The sequence below is a fragment of the Jongsikchunia kroppenstedtii DSM 45133 genome (genome assembly GCF_000380485.1).
Classification (GTDB): domain Bacteria; phylum Actinomycetota; class Actinomycetes; order Mycobacteriales; family Mycobacteriaceae; genus Jongsikchunia; species Jongsikchunia kroppenstedtii.
In genome coordinates, this window is the sequence record NZ_AQYG01000043.1 from 94,122 (window position 1) to 109,851 (window position 15,730).

17 protein-coding genes are annotated in these 15,730 nt (G+C 68.3%); 16 read left to right on the forward strand and 1 reads right to left on the reverse strand.

Annotation, left to right across the window (positions count from 1 at the left end; all coding sequences use genetic code 11):
* Positions 1–33 precede the first annotated feature (33 nt).
* The 12 genes from G341_RS21370 (at position 34) to G341_RS0107360 (ending at position 11,181) form a co-directional block, all read left to right on the forward strand.
* Complete coding sequence (locus G341_RS21370; RefSeq protein WP_155826834.1) at positions 34–1,566, forward strand: cell division protein PerM; 1,533 nt, start codon at positions 34–36, stop codon at positions 1,564–1,566.
* Positions 1,567–1,668: 102 nt separating this feature from the next.
* The gene (locus tag G341_RS0107310; protein WP_018178465.1) at positions 1,669–2,130 is read left to right on the forward strand and encodes an SRPBCC domain-containing protein; all 462 of its coding nucleotides are present in this window, start codon (positions 1,669–1,671) and stop codon (positions 2,128–2,130) included.
* On the forward strand, positions 2,127–2,474 hold the full coding sequence (locus G341_RS0107315; protein WP_018178466.1) for an ArsR/SmtB family transcription factor: 348 nt from the start codon (positions 2,127–2,129) through the stop codon (positions 2,472–2,474). Before G341_RS0107310 ends, G341_RS0107315 begins: the two co-directional genes overlap by 4 nt.
* A complete protein-coding gene (locus G341_RS0107320) occupies positions 2,471–2,935 on the forward strand; it encodes an SRPBCC family protein (RefSeq protein ID WP_245556932.1) in 465 nt (154 codons plus the stop codon). Before G341_RS0107315 ends, G341_RS0107320 begins: the two co-directional genes overlap by 4 nt.
* Before the next feature lie 43 nt (positions 2,936–2,978).
* Entirely contained in the window at positions 2,979–3,590 is a 612-nt protein-coding gene (purN, locus tag G341_RS0107325; protein WP_018178468.1) for a phosphoribosylglycinamide formyltransferase, read from the forward strand.
* The gene (gene purH / locus G341_RS0107330) at positions 3,587–5,164 is read left to right on the forward strand and encodes a bifunctional phosphoribosylaminoimidazolecarboxamide formyltransferase/IMP cyclohydrolase (protein WP_018178469.1); all 1,578 of its coding nucleotides are present in this window, start codon (positions 3,587–3,589) and stop codon (positions 5,162–5,164) included. Before purN ends, purH begins: the two co-directional genes overlap by 4 nt.
* 123 nt (positions 5,165–5,287) lie before the next feature.
* Positions 5,288–6,055: a crotonase/enoyl-CoA hydratase family protein gene (locus tag G341_RS0107335; RefSeq protein ID WP_026303370.1), complete on the forward strand. Its 768-nt coding sequence runs from the start codon at positions 5,288–5,290 to the stop codon at positions 6,053–6,055.
* A gap of 82 nt (positions 6,056–6,137) precedes the next feature.
* On the forward strand, positions 6,138–6,497 hold the full coding sequence (locus G341_RS0107340; protein WP_026303371.1) for an ArsR/SmtB family transcription factor: 360 nt from the start codon (positions 6,138–6,140) through the stop codon (positions 6,495–6,497).
* The gene (locus G341_RS0107345; protein WP_018178473.1) at positions 6,494–6,991 is read left to right on the forward strand and encodes an SRPBCC domain-containing protein; all 498 of its coding nucleotides are present in this window, start codon (positions 6,494–6,496) and stop codon (positions 6,989–6,991) included. The genes G341_RS0107340 and G341_RS0107345 overlap by 4 nt, the downstream gene beginning before the upstream one ends.
* Positions 6,988–7,545 (forward strand): maleylpyruvate isomerase family mycothiol-dependent enzyme, encoded by a 558-nt coding sequence (locus G341_RS0107350; protein WP_018178474.1) that lies wholly within the window; start codon positions 6,988–6,990, stop codon positions 7,543–7,545. The genes G341_RS0107345 and G341_RS0107350 overlap by 4 nt, the downstream gene beginning before the upstream one ends.
* A gap of 238 nt (positions 7,546–7,783) precedes the next feature.
* On the forward strand, positions 7,784–9,163 hold the full coding sequence (locus G341_RS0107355; RefSeq protein ID WP_051092695.1) for a magnesium chelatase ATPase subunit I: 1,380 nt from the start codon (positions 7,784–7,786) through the stop codon (positions 9,161–9,163).
* Between the two features lie 32 nt (positions 9,164–9,195).
* Positions 9,196–11,181: a vWA domain-containing protein gene (locus G341_RS0107360; RefSeq protein ID WP_018178476.1), complete on the forward strand. Its 1,986-nt coding sequence runs from the start codon at positions 9,196–9,198 to the stop codon at positions 11,179–11,181.
* Positions 11,182–11,344: 163 nt separating this feature from the next.
* Here the strand turns inward: G341_RS0107360 and G341_RS0107365 are convergent, their stop codons facing one another.
* Entirely contained in the window at positions 11,345–12,280 is a 936-nt protein-coding gene (locus tag G341_RS0107365; RefSeq protein ID WP_026303372.1) for an AEC family transporter, read from the reverse strand.
* 164 nt (positions 12,281–12,444) lie between these two features.
* On the opposite strand from G341_RS0107365, the gene rpmF reads away from it, so the two are divergent.
* The 4 genes from rpmF (at position 12,445) to G341_RS0107385 (ending at position 15,689) form a co-directional block, all read left to right on the forward strand.
* Complete coding sequence (rpmF, locus tag G341_RS0107370) at positions 12,445–12,618, forward strand: 50S ribosomal protein L32 (protein WP_026303373.1); 174 nt, start codon at positions 12,445–12,447, stop codon at positions 12,616–12,618.
* A gap of 104 nt (positions 12,619–12,722) precedes the next feature.
* Positions 12,723–13,334: a trimeric intracellular cation channel family protein gene (locus G341_RS0107375; RefSeq protein ID WP_018178479.1), complete on the forward strand. Its 612-nt coding sequence runs from the start codon at positions 12,723–12,725 to the stop codon at positions 13,332–13,334.
* A gap of 84 nt (positions 13,335–13,418) precedes the next feature.
* The gene (locus G341_RS0107380) at positions 13,419–14,105 is read left to right on the forward strand and encodes a response regulator transcription factor (RefSeq protein WP_018178480.1); all 687 of its coding nucleotides are present in this window, start codon (positions 13,419–13,421) and stop codon (positions 14,103–14,105) included.
* Positions 14,106–14,159: 54 nt separating this feature from the next.
* Positions 14,160–15,689 carry a sensor histidine kinase gene (locus G341_RS0107385; protein ID WP_018178481.1) on the forward strand — a complete coding sequence of 510 codons (1,530 nt, stop codon included), beginning with the start codon at positions 14,160–14,162 and terminating at the stop codon, positions 15,687–15,689.
* Positions 15,690–15,730: the final 41 nt, after the last annotated feature.

Genomic DNA, 15,730 nt, shown 5'->3' on the forward strand with positions numbered 1-15,730 from the left:
GGGGTCGCTGCATCGATGCCACGCTCGAAAGTGATGTCATCACCACGGAACGGTTCCAGCGCGTCGCGACTACGGGCATTGCGTAATGCCCGGGGAGCGCGGGCGCATCAGGAGGCGACGACGGCCCGGTCCCTGATGACCGTGGCCTTCGGGGTGCCGGTGACGGCGCTGGTGATCCTCGCCGTGTTCGGCGCGGTGGTGCTGCTCGCCGCGCACGAGGGGCTCGGGTCGCTGGCATCGGTGGTGAGTGGAATGTGGCTCGCCAGTCACCAGGTGCCCGTCTCGATCACCGAAGTCACCATCGGCATCCTGCCGCTGGCGCCCACTCTGCTGCTGGCCGCCGGCACCGCGCGGACCGTCCGCCGTCACAGCGCCGAGCGCGCGAACCAGGACCTGCTGCCGCTGCTGATCTCCGCTCTCGGAGGCCCGCTGCTCATCACCGCGGTGTCGCTGGCCGTGCTGATGGATGCGGCGTCCACCGACCCGGTTCAGAGCCCGAATGCGCTGCTGTCATTCGGCTGGACCGTCGCCGTGCACGGCATCGGCATCGCGTTCGCGCTGGCACCGCGGTGGTTCGGCCTACTGGTCCGGCGACTGCATATCGCGCCCGACGCGATTCGGGCAATGCGCAGCGGTGCGTTGGCATTCGGCATCGTCCTGGGCGGCGCGGCGATCGTCGTCGTGATTCGTCTGGTGCTGCGGTTCAGCACTGCCCGCGAGATGTTCGGGACCGGCAACTCGGCCCTCGGTTATCTCGGTCTCCTGGTCCTGTCCCTGCTGTATCTGCCGAACATCGTGATCGGCACGGCCGGAGTGCTGGTCGGCGCCAACGCGCATGTGGGGCCGGTGACCGCGGATCTGTTCAACCCGCACGCTGGTCAGGTGCCGCCGCTGCCGATTCTGTCGGTGCTGCCGGCGGGCTCGGCCGTGTATGCGCCGCTGCTGTTCGTCGTAGCCCTCGTCGCGGCGGTGTGGCTGGGTCGGGAGGCCGACGGCTGGTCGCTGGGTGCCCGGGTGCGCGCGGTGCTGATCGCCGCCGGCGCCGCCGCGACCTTGATGGTGCTCGCGGCCGTCTTGGCGGGCGGTGAGCTCGGCGTCCTGGGCACGGCCGGTGTGAACATCCCGGCCGCCGGCGTGTTCATGTTCTGCTGGCTGGGCGCGGGCGGCACTCTCGCCACCGTCGTTCTCGGTCGGGACGGCGTGCGGCCGCGCGGGGCGCCCAGCTGGGAGGACGAGACGTCGCTGCCGCGCCCGGCGGTCGACGAGATCGAAGACGCCGCACAGTCTCCGGAACCGGCGTTCGAGGACGAGGTGGAGCCGGAATTCGCCGGCGAGGATCCGGCCGATTCGACCGGGCCGGCCTATCTGACCGGGTCGGCCCAGGCGACCGAGCCAGACAGCGCGGTCGAGGTCGACGAGGAGGTCGTCACCGAGCCGTTCGATCGCGCCGACGAGGCTCCGCGGGAGTCGGCGGAGCGGCAGACCGGCTCGGCGCCAATCGATTTCGACATCGACGAGGATATCGACGATGCGGATATCGATCTGATTCTCCGCAACAAGAACTAGACGATCTCCGCCTGCCGTAACCCCGATCTGCAACTAATGGTTGCGTATGCCCGCCATGCGCGCTAGCGTCATATGCAACCAATGGTTGCGAAAGGACAAGACATGGAAACCACCGAACTGCAGTACAGCAAGATCGAGCGCGAGATCCGGATCGCCGCGTCGCCGGAGGTCGTCTACCGCGTGGTCAGCACGCCCGAGCACATCGCCACCTGGTGGTCGGATGAGGCGTCGATCGACGCCGACGGCGTCGGCGAGGTGGCCTGGGCCCGCGGCGATGCCGACGAGCACATCGAGGGCCTGGTCGTCGTGGAGGAACAGCCGCCGAACCTCTTCGCCTTTCGCTGGATCTATGACGACTGCGTCGCCGGGCGCGGGACGTCGCTGCTGGTCACCATGCGTATCGAGGCCGACGGCGAGGGGAGCGTGCTGCGCCTGACCGAGTCCGGTTTCCGCGACAAGGGTTGGGACGACGACATGCTGGCCAGCCAGTACCGCGGCCACGAGGACGGCTGGAACCTGCATCTGCCCGACCTGGCCGCCTACGCCGCGAAGGTCGGCCGATGACGCTTCCGGGGGCCGTCGACGACGACTTGTGGTCCGCGATCGGTGAGCCGACCCGCCGACGCGTCGTCGACCTGTTGCTCGCCGGTGGTCCGGGCACCGCGACCAGCCTGTGCGCGCAGTTGCCGGTGACCCGGCAGGCGGTCAGCAAACATCTGGGCGTCCTCGACCGCGCGGGTCTGGTGCATTCGGCGCCGGCGGGCCGCGAACGCCGCTACGAGGTGGACCCGGGCCAGCTGGCGCGGGCCGTCGCGCAGCTCAACGACGTCGGCAACGCGTGGGACGCCCGGCTGCGGCGCATCAAGCGCATCGCCGAGGCCATCGAGAAACAACAGTCGAAGAAGTGACACGAGGGAAGTGGGAAGACATGCACGACATCAGGCATCTAGTGGGAGTGCGGGCCGCACCGGAGGACGTGTATCGGGCGCTTGCCACGATCGACGGACTGGCCGGTTGGTGGACCGAGCAGACCAGCGGATCGGCCGAGGCCGGCGGAACGATCGACTTCCGCTTCCCCAACGGCGCATTCGCCATGAAGGTCGTCGATCAGGTTCCGGGCCGATCGGTGCGCTGGACGGTCATCGACGGTCCCGAGGAATGGGTCGGCACGGAGATCCGCTGGGATCTGCGCCAGGAAGACGACTTCACGAAGCTGGTGTTCACGCATGCCGGCTGGCGCGAGCCGGTCGAGTTCATGCACCACTGCAGCACCAAGTGGGCGGTGTACATCCTGAGTCTCAAGCAGCTGGTCGAGACCGGCACGGGCGCGCCGTCGCCGCATGACCCGAAGATCGACAGTTGGGATTGAACAGGTAGTCGGGATTGAACTGGGGGTTGTTAGGCTCATCGGCGTGAATACGCCATCCCGTCAGATCGTGGTGATGGCGTCCGGTACCGGTTCGCTGCTGGCCTCCTTGCTCGAGGCTGCCGATCGCCCGGACTTTCCGGCCCGTATCGCGGCCGTCGTCACCGATCGTGAATGCCGAGCCCAGAAGCTCGCCGACGACCGCGGAATCGCCTCCGCGGTCGTTTCGCTGCGTGACTACCCGGACCGTGCGGCCTGGGGCAAGGCGCTGCTCGACGAGGTGTCCCGGCATCAGCCCGACTTCATCGTCGCCGCCGGCTTCATGAAGATCCTCGACGGCGAGTTCATCGGTCGTTACCGCAACCGGATCATCAACGCGCACCCGGCGCTGCTGCCGTCGTTCCCCGGGGCGCGCGCGGTCGCGGACGCCCTGGCGCATGGCGTCCGGGTCACCGGCTCGACGATCCATCTGGTCGATGACGGCGTCGACACCGGGCCGATCCTGGCGCAGGAGCCGGTGATCATTCGGCCCGACGACGACGAGCAGACGCTGCACGAGCGGATCAAGGCCGTCGAACGCGACCTGCTGGTCCGGGTCGTCACCGATTTCGCCACCAAAAGCATTGATATCCAAGGACGAAAGGCGCGCTTGCTGTGAGCACCTCCACCGATTCCGGACAGCGGCCCGTGCGGCGGGCGCTCGTCAGCGTCTACGACAAGACCGGCCTGGCCGAACTCGCCGGCGCGCTGCACGCCGCCGGTGTTGAGCTGGTATCGACCGGATCGACCGCCAAAACCATTGCCGCGGCTGGTGTCCCGGTCACCGAGGTCGCCGAGCTGACCGGGTTCCCCGAGGTGCTCGACGGTCGCGTCAAGACGCTGCACCCGCGCGTCCACGCGGGCATCCTGGCCGACACCCGGCTGGATGCCCACCTCGCACAGCTCGAGGAGCTGGGGGTGGCGGCCTTCGAGCTGGTGGTGGTGAACCTCTACCCGTTCAGTGCGACCGTCGCCTCGGGTGCGACGCCGGACGAGTGCATCGAGCAGATCGACATCGGTGGACCGTCGATGGTGCGCGCCGCGGCGAAGAATCATCCGTCGGTCGGCGTCGTCGTCGATCCGGCGGACTACGACGAGGTGCGCGCCGCGGTCGTCGGCGGCGGATTCACGCTGCAGCAGCGTCGGGCTTTGGCGCTCAAGGCATTCCGTCACACTGCCGACTATGACATCGCGGTCGCCTCGTGGCTGGGTGCGACCGTCGCGCCGGATACCGAGGAGGGTTCGGTATTCCCCGGCTGGGTCGGCGGCTCGTGGCATCGCGCCGACGTGCTCCGCTACGGCGAGAATCCGCATCAGCAGGCGGCGCTGTACCGCAACGCCTCGGGCGGACCGGGTCTGGCCACCGCCGAGCAGCTGCAGGGCAAGGCGATGAGCTACAACAACTACACCGACGGTGACGCCGCCTGGCGGGCCGCGCACGACTTCGATGCGCCCGCCGCGGCGATCATCAAGCACGCCAACCCCTGTGGGGTGGCGGTCGGTGCCGACGTCGTCGAGGCGCATCACAAGGCGCACGAGTGCGATCCGGTCTCCGCGTACGGCGGCGTGATCGCCGTCAATCGCGAGGTCACCAAGGCGCTGGCGGAGCAGATCGCGCCGATCTTCACCGAGGTGCTGATCGCTCCGTCCTACGCGGATGATGCGCTGGAAGTGTTGGCGGCCAAGAAGAATCTGCGCGTCCTGCGTGCCGAGGCCCCCGAGCGGTCGGGCGCCGAGCTGCGGCCGATCTCCGGCGGGGCGCTGCTGCAGCAGCGCGACGTGCTGGACGCCGATGGCGACTCCGCGGCCAACTGGACGCTGGCGGCCGGACCCGCGGCCGACGAGAAGACGCTAGCCGATCTTGAATTCGCCTGGCGGGCCTGCCGTTCGGTGAAGTCGAACGCCATCCTGCTGGCTGCCGACGGCGCATCGGTGGGCGTGGGCATGGGACAGGTGAATCGTGTCGACTCGGCCTTCCTGGCCGTGAAGCGGGCGGGGGATCGGGCGGCGGGGAGCGTCGGCGCGTCGGACGCCTTCTTCCCGTTCCCGGACGGTCTGCAGATCCTGATCGATGCCGGCGTGCGCGCGGTGGTGCAGCCGGGCGGATCGATCCGCGACGAGCTGGCGATCGAGGCGGCCAACGCCGCCGGGATCACGATGTACTTCACGGGCGCAAGGCACTTCGCGCACTGAGTTGCCGGGCCCGCTGCACCGATGGCAGCGTTGTCAGTCGGCCGATAAGGCTTCGCTGTCATCGACCTCCTTCCGCCTGCCATCGGCACAGCGGAATCCCGGCAACTGGGGCAGGATGCGGCTATGGAAGACATTCGAGTTGAGCGTGACGGCGATGTCGCCGTCATCGTGATGTGTCGGCCGGAGCGCCACAACGCCGTCGATGGTCCGATGGCCGCCGAGCTGGTCACGGCCTTCCGGGAGTTCGAGGAATCGGACGCCAAGGTGGGCGTGCTCGCCAGCGACGGGCCGTCGTTCTGCGCCGGAGCCAATCTGAAAGCCGTGGGCACCGACCGCGGCAACTCGCTGACGCTCGAGGGCGACGGTCCGATGGGGCCGACCCGGTTGGATCTCGACAAGCCGGTGATCGCGGCGATCAACGGCAACGCGGTCGCCGGCGGCCTGGAGCTCGCGATCTGGTGCGATCTGCGGGTCGCCGACGACGATGCGACGCTCGGCGTCTATTGCCGGCGCTGGGGCGTGCCGCTCATCGACGGCGGCACGGTCCGGCTGCCGCGGCTGATCGGGCATTCGCGCGCAATGGATCTCATCCTCACCGGTCGCTCGGTGGACGCCGCCGAGGCGCTGTCCTTCGGCCTGGTCAACCGGGTCGTACCGGCCGGGACCGCGCGTGCGGCCGCGATCGAGCTGGCGCAGCAGATCGCACGGATGCCGCAGACCTGCATGCGCGGCGATCGGCGGTCGGCCCGAACGCAGTGGGGGATGGCGGAGCCGGATGCCCTGTTGCGCGAGTTCGCGATCGGTATGACCTCGCTGTCATCCGACGGCATCGAAGGCGCGGCGCGATTCGCCGGCGGCAAGGGCCGCGGCGGCTCGTTCGACGACATCTGAAAGTAATTCAACCAATGGGTTGACAATGTTCGTCGTCGGGTGCACTCTGGTATTCAACCAATTAGTTGATGAAGGAGGCGAATTGGCCGACGAACTGTCGAAGGTGTTCGCCGCTCTGGCGGACCCCACTCGACGCGACATGATCGCGCGGCTCACCGTGGCCGACGCGACCGTGAACGAATTGGCCGAGCCGTACGACGTCAGCCTGCAGGCGGTGTCCAAGCACCTCAAGGTGCTCGAGGATGCCGGTCTGGTCACCCGATCGCGCGAGGCGCAGCGGCGGCCGGTGCATTTGGAGGCAGGAGTCTTCGACCTCATGACCAAATGGATCGAACGATATCGGCGGCAGGCCGAGGCGCGGTATCAGCGTCTCGATGCCGTGCTCGCCGAGATGAACGAAGAATCACCGAAACCCAACTCCCGGAAGGGGAAAGCATCATGACCACCGCAGCCGACCGCTACGCCGAGGCCGCCATCGAGGCCGATCCGGCGCTGCCGATCATTCGCATCACCCGCGACTTCAAGGCGACCGTCGGGCAGCTGCACAAAGCGCACACCGATCCGGAACTGTTCGCCCGCTGGGTCGGGCCGGACGGGATGGAGAACGAAATCGTCTACTGGGATGCCCGCGACGGCGGCTCCTGGCGGTACATCGCCCGCCGTGATGGCGTCGACTTCGGGTTCCGCGGGTGCTTCCATACGGTTGCCGATGATCTCCTGGTGCAGACCTTCAGCTACGACGGCGCGCCGGGCCAGGTCGCCCTGGAGAAGGTGACCTTCACCGACCTCGGCGACGGGTACGTCCGGCTCGTCGCCCAATCGCTGTGCGACAGCATCGAAGACCGTGATGCGTGGCTGGCGTCCGGCATGGAATCCGGTGTGCAGCAGGGCTACGCGAAGCTGGACGAGCTGCTCGCCGACGGCGCGGCCGCGTGATCGCGATCGGCGATCTCGGGCCGGCCGACCGGCATCGGGTGGTCGCGTCCCGCTTCGGTGAAGTCGCTGCGGCCGTGCCGGATTGGTCGTCCCAGAGCCCGGTCGCCGAGTGGCGGGCGGCCGACGTCGTCGACCATCTGCTGACCTGGTTCCCCGAATTCCTCGGGGCCGGCGGCGTGAAGCTGGCGCCTGTATCGACCGATGACCGCGCGGCGGCCTGGCGGGAGCGGTCGGACGAGGTGCAGGGCCTGCTCGACGGCCCCGGCGCGGCGACCGAGTTCACGCATCCGATGGTCGGCACGCTGCCGCTGGCCGCCGCGGTCGACCAGTTCTATTCAACGGATGTCTTCATGCACACCTGGGATCTGGCGCGGGCGGCCGGTGTCGAGCACGGTCTGGATCCGGAATTCGCCGGGCAGGTGCGCGCGGGAATGGAGCCGATGGAGGAGATGCTGCGCGGGTCGGGCCAGTACGGCCCGGCGGTTCCGGTCCCGGTCGACGCCGACCCGGTGGCGCGGCTGATGGGCTTCATCGGCCGCGACCCCAACCCCTGACCGGACGCTCAGGTACGCCGACCGGACGCTCAGGTACGCCGACCGGACGCTCAGGTACGCCGACCGGACGCTCATGTTCATCTAGCGGACAGGCTGTCCACTCGACGCCCGCCAGCGTCCACTCGGCGCGTATGAGTGTCCACTCGCTGAACATGAGCGTCCGGTCAAGGGTGATCGCCACGGGCGAACCGCCCGGACCGGATGGTCCCTCCGGCGTAGCGTTGTACGAGTGAGTCAGATGCCCACCGAAAAGACCGTCGCGCAGCTCCGTGCCAGCGGCCATGTGCAACGCGACGTCCGTGACGAGATCCGCAACAACCTGCTGACCAAGCTGCGCGACGGTGATGACCCGTGGCCCGGCATCGTCGGCTTCGAGGACACGGTGTTGCCGCAGGTAGAGCGTGCCTTGATCGCCGGCCACGACCTGGTGATGCTCGGCGAGCGCGGCCAGGGCAAGACGCGACTGCTGCGCACGATGGTCGGGCTGCTCGATGAGTGGACCCCGGTGATCGCCGGAACCGAGCTCAATGAGCACCCGTACGAGCCGATCACGCCGGCGGCCAAGCGCCTGGCGGCCGAACTCGGCGACGACCTGCCGATCGAGTGGCGACACCGCGACGAGCGCTACAGCGAGAAGCTGGCGACGCCGGACACCTCCGTGGGCGACCTGGTCGGCGACGTCGATCCGATGAAGGTGGCCGAGGGCCGCAGCCTGGGCGACCCGGAGACCATCCACTTCGGCCTCATCCCGCGCGGTCACCGCGGGATCGTCGTCATCAACGAGCTGCCCGATCTGGCCGAACGAATCCAGGTCGGCATGCTCAACGTGATGGAGGAGCGCGACATCCAGGTGCGCGGCTACACGCTGCGTCTGCCGCTGGACGTCATGCTGATGGCATCGGCGAACCCGGAGGACTACACCAACCGCGGTCGCATCATCACCCCGCTCAAGGACCGATTCGGTGCCGAGGTGCGCACCCACTACCCCCTGGAGCTGGACGACGAGATCGAGGTCATCGAGCAGGAGGCCGATCTGACTGCGTCGGTGCCGGCGCATCTGATCGAGATCCTGGCGCGATTCACCCGCTACACGCGTGATCATCCGTCGATCGACCAGCGTTCGGGCGTGTCGGCGCGGTTCGCCATCGCCGGCGCGGAAACCGTTGCGGCCGCGGCGCTGCACCGGGCGACGGTGCTCGGCGAGGAACTCGCGGTGGCGCGGGTGGTCGACCTGCAGTCGGTAATCGAGGTACTGCGCGGCAAGGTCGAATTCGAATCCGGTGAGGAAGGCCGCGAGCTGGAGATCCTGGAGCATCTGCTGCGCAAGGCGACCGCCGACGCGGTGCGTGCCCATCTCGGCGGCGCCGACCTGACCTCGCTGGTGACGGCTCTCGAGGGCGGCGAAGGCATCGTGACCGGTGATCGGGTGCGCGCCGAGGATCTGGTGAAATCCATTCCGCCGCAGGCGGCCGGGGTGGTCGACGAGATCGCCGGCCGGCTGGAAGCGGAGTCCGCGGGTGAGCGGGCCGCGGCGCTGGAGCTGGCGCTGGAGGGCCTGTTCCTGGCCCGAAAGATCAGCAAGGAAGCCGACGAGGCCGGGCAGACGGTCTACGGCTGATCGACGACCGGCTCGGTTGGAGGCGAAAGAGCATGGCGCCCAAAGATTTTCATCGAACACACTTCCATCGGTCGCGCTACGGGCGCTACCGGGGCGGGCCGGATCCGCTGGCACCGCCAGTCGATCTGAGCGCCGCGTTGGATGCGATCGGCCGCGAGGTGATGGACGGCGGCTCGGCCCAGTGGGCGCTGCGCGAACATCTGCGCCGCGGGTCCGAGGGGATGCGGGGCCTGGACGAACTGCGTGAGCAGGTGATGCGCAAGCGTCGGGAGATGTTGGCGCGCAATAATCTCGACGGCACGTTCGCGGAGATCAAGGAGCTGCTCGACGAGGCCGTGATGGCCGAGCGCAAGCAGCTCGCCCGGGATCTCGATGACGATGCCCGCTTCGCCGAGATGCAGATCGAGAATCTGCCGGCGTCGCCCGCGCAGGCGATCAACGAACTGTCCGACTACGACTGGCGCAGTCCGGAGGCCCGGGAGAAGTACGAGCAGATCAAGGATCTTCTCGGACGGGAGGCGCTCGATCAGCGGTTTGCCGGCATGAAGCAGGCCCTCGAAGGCGCAACCGACGAGGACAAGCAGGCGATCACCGCGATGCTCAAGGATCTCAATGAACTTCTCGCCGCACATAATCGGGGCGAAGACACCACCGCGCGGTTCGATCAGTTCATGGCCAAGCACGGCCAGCACTTCCCGGAGAATCCGCGTAACACCGAGGAACTCATCGACGCGCTGGCCAAGCGCGCCGCCGCGGCACAGGCAATGTACAACTCGCTCACCCCGGAGCAGCGGGCCGAGCTCGACCAGATGATGCAGCAGGCCTTCGGGTCGCCGGAACTGCAGTCGCAGCTGGGGCAGATGGATGCGCAGCTGCGGGCGGCCCGGCCCGGGCTGAACTGGGATGACGCGCAACAGTTCTCCGGCGACGAGCCGATGGGCCTGGGCCAGGCGACCCAGGCTCTGAACGACATCGCCGAACTCGAGGAACTGGCCGAGCAGCTGTCGCAGCAGTATGCGGGCGCCGACCTGTCCGACATCGACCTGGATGCGCTGGCCCGGCAGCTGGGCGACGAGGCGGCCGTCGATGCCCGGACGCTGGCCGAGCTGGAGAAGGCGCTGACCGATCACGGCTTCTTCAAGCGCGCCGACGACGGTGCGCTGCGGCTGTCGCCGAAGGCGATGCGCCAACTCGGCGAGTCGATCTTTCGTGATGTGGCGAAACAGCTTTCGGGCCGGCCCGGTGCCCGCGACACCTCGCGCAGCGGCGCGCTCGGCGAGGCGACGGGGTCCAGCCGGGAGTGGGAGTTCGGCGACACCGATCCGTGGGATGTCACCCGCACGATCGGCAATGCGGTGCTGCGTGAGGCCGGCGAGGGCACGCTCGACCCGAGCAGCGGCGTGCGCATCGATGTCGGTGACGTCGAGGTCGCCGAGACCCAGGAACGTACGCAGGCCGCGGTGGCACTACTGGTCGACGCGTCGCTGTCAATGGTGTTCGAGGGCCGCTGGACGCCGATGAAGCGGACGGCGATCGCGCTGAATCACTTGATCAGCACCAGGTTTCGCGGCGACGAGCTGGCCTTGATCGCCTTCGGCCGGCAGGCCCGGACCATCGACGTCGGCGAGCTGGTCGCGCTCGAACACAACTACGACGACCAGGGCACCAACCTGCATCACGCGTTGTTGTTGGCGCAGCGACACTTTCGCAAGCATCCCGGCGCGCAGCCGGTGGTGTTGATCGTGACGGACGGCGAACCGACCGCGCACCTGGAGAGCGGCGGCTATCCGTTCTTCTCGTACCCGCCGCTGCCGCAGACCATCGGGCTCACCATCCGGGAACTCGACAACGTCAGCCGGATGGGCGCGCAGATCACGTTCTTCCGTCTCGGCGACGAACCGCGGCTGGTCGACTTCGTCGATCGGGTGGCGCGGCGGATCGGCGGCCGGGTGGTGGCGCCGGATCCGGACGGCCTCGGCGCCGCGGTGGTCGGCGACTACCTGCGCAACCGCCGCTGACAAATCCGCCGAGCGGACATCCAGGTTCGCCGACCGGACACCCACGGCCGTCGACCGGCCGATCATGTTCATCGACTGGATATCGATGTCCGGTCGATGCGCACCAACGTCCACTCGGCGTGCGTGACGGTCCACTCGACGTGCATGAGTGTCCGGTCGGCGATCAGCCGAGGAGGCCGGCGACCAGGGCGATCGCGGGTATCGACAGCAGGGTCGTCACCAGCCCGGCGTTGCGGGCCAGGACCATGCCGCGTTGGTAGCGCGTCGCGATGATCAGGGCGTTCTGCGCCGTGGGCAGGGCCGCCAGCACGACCTCGGCGAACAGCCGGTGGCCGGACTGGTCGAGCAGATACTTGGCGACCACGAACACCAGCACCGGCTGCACGATCATCTTGAGCACCGTGACCAGGGCCAGGTCGCGCCAGTCGGTGCCGTCGCCCGCCGTGTCGACAGAGAGCGCGGTGAGCGAGATGCCGAACGCGAGCAGCGCGCCCGGCACGGAGGCGTTGCCGAGCATGTTGATCGGTTCGAGGATCGCCTTCGGCGGATGCCAGCCGACGAGCGAGATCACCAACCCGGCGATGCCGGCCATGACGATCGGGTTGCGGAACGGCGTGATGATGCTCTGCAGCAGCGACATTCGTTCGGCGTGCGGCCGGGCGGTCAGGTCCAGCGCGGTCAGGCAGATCGGCTGCAGCAGCATCACCTGATACATCAGCAGCGGCGCGATGAACGACGCGTCGTGCAGCACGAAGACGGCGATCGGCACCGCCAGGTTGACACTGTTGACATAGCTCGCCGACAGTGCGCCGACGACGGCCTCGGGTACCGCGCGGCGCAGCCACAGCCGGGCCACGATGACGTAGACGACGGCGATCGTGCTGGCGCTCGCCGCTCCGATCGCCAGGCTGGACGTCCACACCTGCGAGATATCCGTGGTCGCGAGGCTGTACAGCAGCAGCGCCGGGGTCAGGACGAAGAACACCACCCGCGACAGCACGGCCTGCGCTTCGGGGCCGGCGACGCCGCTGCGGCCCAGCAGATAGCCGACGCCGACCACGATGAAGATCACCGTGAATCCCTGCAGCACACCTGACACGAGGCTGGATTCGATCACCCGAGCGCCCACCGACGCAAACGGGGATGACCCAGGTCACCGGACCCTCGTTTTGGCACTACAGCGGGTCAGCCGGTAAAGTATCGCGGGTTGCGCCCAGGCCTTCTGGCCGGCGCTGAATACAGACTTTTACCTGGAGGAAGATCATGGCTGTTCCGAAGCGCCGGATGTCGCGGGCCAACACCCACGCCCGTCGTTCGCAGTGGAAGGCGGACAACGCCGCATTGCAGGAGGTCAAGATCGGTGGCGTGACGCAGCGCATCCCGCGTCGCCTGGTCAAGGCCGTCAAGCTGGGCCTCGTCGACCTGGATCGCCGCTAACCTCAGCGCAAGCATCTGACCGGCCGCTCCCGATCGGGGGTGGCCGGTTTTGCTGTGTCCGGACCCGGCCCGCACCCACTCCTTGCGACTAGGAGGTCACCGCCATGCTGCTCGACGTCCTCAACTACGCCGGGATCGCGATCTTCGCGGTCTCCGGCGCGATGGTCGGGGTGCGGAAGAACTTCGATCTCTGGGGAATCCTGACGGTCGGCGTGTTCACCGGTGTCGGCGGCGGCATCCTGCGCGACCTGCTGCTCGGGATCGTGCCGCCGACGTCGATCGTGCATTGGCCGAACATCACCATCGCCTCCGTGGCCGCCGCGTCCGCGGTTCTGCTGCACCCGATGTACGCCCGGCTGCATCGGCCGGTCCTGACGCTGGACGCGGTCGGTATGGGCGTGTTCGCCGCCTCGGGTGCCGCCACCGCGCTCGACCATCACGTGGGCTGGTTCGGCGCCACCCTGATCGGCATCACGACGGCGATCGGCGGCGGCGTGATCCGCGACGTGCTGTCCGGCGAGGTTCCGCTGCTGCTGCAGCAGAGCGACCTGTACGCGGTCCCCGCGATGCTCGGCGCGTTGACGGTCGGCGTGCTCGGTGCGGCCGAGGTTGCGCAGTGGGTGGCGCTGACCTGCGGCGCACTGCTGGCGACGGCCCTGCGGCTGGCGAGTCTGCGATTCAAATGGCGCCTGCCGACTGCGCCGCGGCGGCACTGATCGCGGCAGGTGCCGACGGACACGTGGGGGCTATGTCAGCGTTCTTTTAGCGAATTCTCACCTCCGCCGGTAAGACTTGACCTCATGCGCATTCTGGTGGTGGACGACGATCGTGCTGTGCGCGAGTCGTTGCGGCGGTCGTTGGCGTTCAACGGCTACACGATCGAGACGGCCGGCGACGGCGTCGAGGCCTTGGAGAAGATCGCCGCGGACCGGCCGGACGCGGTGGTGCTGGACGTGATGATGCCGCGGCTGGACGGCCTCGAGGTGTGCCGGCGATTGCGCAGCATCGGCGACGATCTGCCGATCCTGGTGCTGACCGCGCGCGACAGCGTGTCCGAGCGGGTCGCGGGGCTCGATGCGGGGGCCGACGACTATCTGCCGAAACCGTTTGCGCTCGAAGAGCTCCTGGCCAGGCTGCGGGCCCTGATGCGCCGCGCCACCGCTGACACCTCCGGCGATTCGGAGGTGATGGTCTTCGAGGATCTGTCGATGGATCCGGCGACTCGCGAGGTCACCCGCGGAACCCGGTCGATCAGCCTGACCCGCACCGAGTTCGCGCTGCTGGAGATGCTGATGGCCAACCCGCGTCGGGTGCTCACCCGCAGCCGGATCCTCGAAGAGGTCTGGGGCTACGACTTCCCGACGTCGGGCAATGCGCTCGAGGTCTACGTCGGCTACCTGCGACGCAAGACCGAGACCGACGGCGAATCGCGGTTGATTCACACCGTCCGCGGCGTCGGCTATGTGCTGCGGGAGACCCCGCCGTAAATGGAGACGTCCCGTCAATGAGGATTTCCCGTCAACGAGGATTTCAGGGTAGCCATGCGTTTTCTCCCTGATCGGCGCCGGCGCGGTCGTGCCGGTGCGCCGTCCGTTGCGGCTTTCACGCCGTCGGCCCCGGCGGCCGAACACCCGCCCGAGCACGATCCCGCGCTCGCGCGCACCATGCGCGATCCCATACCGCTCACCCGCACGGTGTCGTTGCGGCTGCGAGTCACCCTGCTGGCGGCCACCGTGGTCGGTATCGCGGTGGCCGTGATGGCCCTGGCGGCCTATGCCGTGGTCGACCGGGCGATGTACGCCGACGTCGACTCGGGCCTGAACAACCGCGCGGACGGGATGACCAGCCTCGCGGCGACCGGCGTGCTCGACGACAACCCGGCGAATATCGCCTTCGGGGCGGCATTCTCGCGTGAGGTGTCGGTGGCGCTGCTGTGGCCCGGTGTGCACGGCTTCCAGTCCGGCGACGTTCCGGTCGGCGATGTCGAGCGCAAAGTCATTGACGGGCAACAGAAATCGTCATTGCGGACGGTCAGCGGGCAGCGCGTCCTGGCCCGCCGGCTGCCCGACGGATCGACGCTCGTGATCAGCCAGAGCCTGCATCCCACCGAGGACGTGCTCACCAAACTGGCCTGGGTGCTGCTGGTGGTCGGCGGCTGCGGGGTGATCCTGGCCGCCGTCGCCGGCACCACGGTCGCGCGCGCCGGCCTGCGTCCGGTGGCCAGACTGAATCAAGCGGCCCAGCGGGTCGCCAGAACGGATGACCTGCGTCCGATTCCGGTGGTCGGCAACGACGAATTGGCCCGGCTCACCGAGAGTTTCAATACGATGCTGCGGGCGCTCGCCGAGTCCCGCGACCGACAGAGCCGATTGGTTGCCGACGCCGGCCACGAGCTGCGCACGCCGCTGACCTCGCTGCGGACCAACCTCGAACTCCTGATGGCCTCGAGCGCGCCGGGGGCGCCGCCGATCGCCGCGTCCGACATGGTCGAGCTGCGCACCGACGTCATGGCGCAGATCGAGGAATTGTCCACGCTCGTCGGCGATCTCGTTGATCTCGCCCGCGAGGACGCCCCCGAGGTCGTGCACGAGGAGGTCGACCTCGTCGAGGTGATCGATCGGTCGCTGGAGCGAGTTCGCCGACGCCGCAACGACATCGAATTTGCCGCGTCGCTGACGCCCTGGTTCGTCTATGGCGAGTCGGCTGGACTGTCGCGGGCGGTGCTCAATGTGCTGGACAATGCCGCGAAGTGGAGTCCGGCCGGTTGGCCGGTGCAGGTACGGCTCGCGCAGCTGGACCCGGGACATGCGGAACTGACTGTGGCCGATGCCGGTCCGGGCATTCCGGTGGAGGACCGGGAGCTGGTCTTCGAACGCTTCTATCGTTCGGCCACGGCTCGCTCGATGCCGGGATCCGGCCTGGGGCTGGCAATCGTCCGACAGGTGATGACGCGGCACGGCGGCACGGTGACGGTCGATCAGGCGGCGGCCGGTGGGGCGTTGGTGCGCATCGTCATCCCGGGGCAGCCGGTCCCGCAGGAGCTCGCGCCGCAAGTGGTCAACCAGCCGTGACGACGGGCCGAGACGCCGTTTCGCCCGATTCCGGGAAGTTC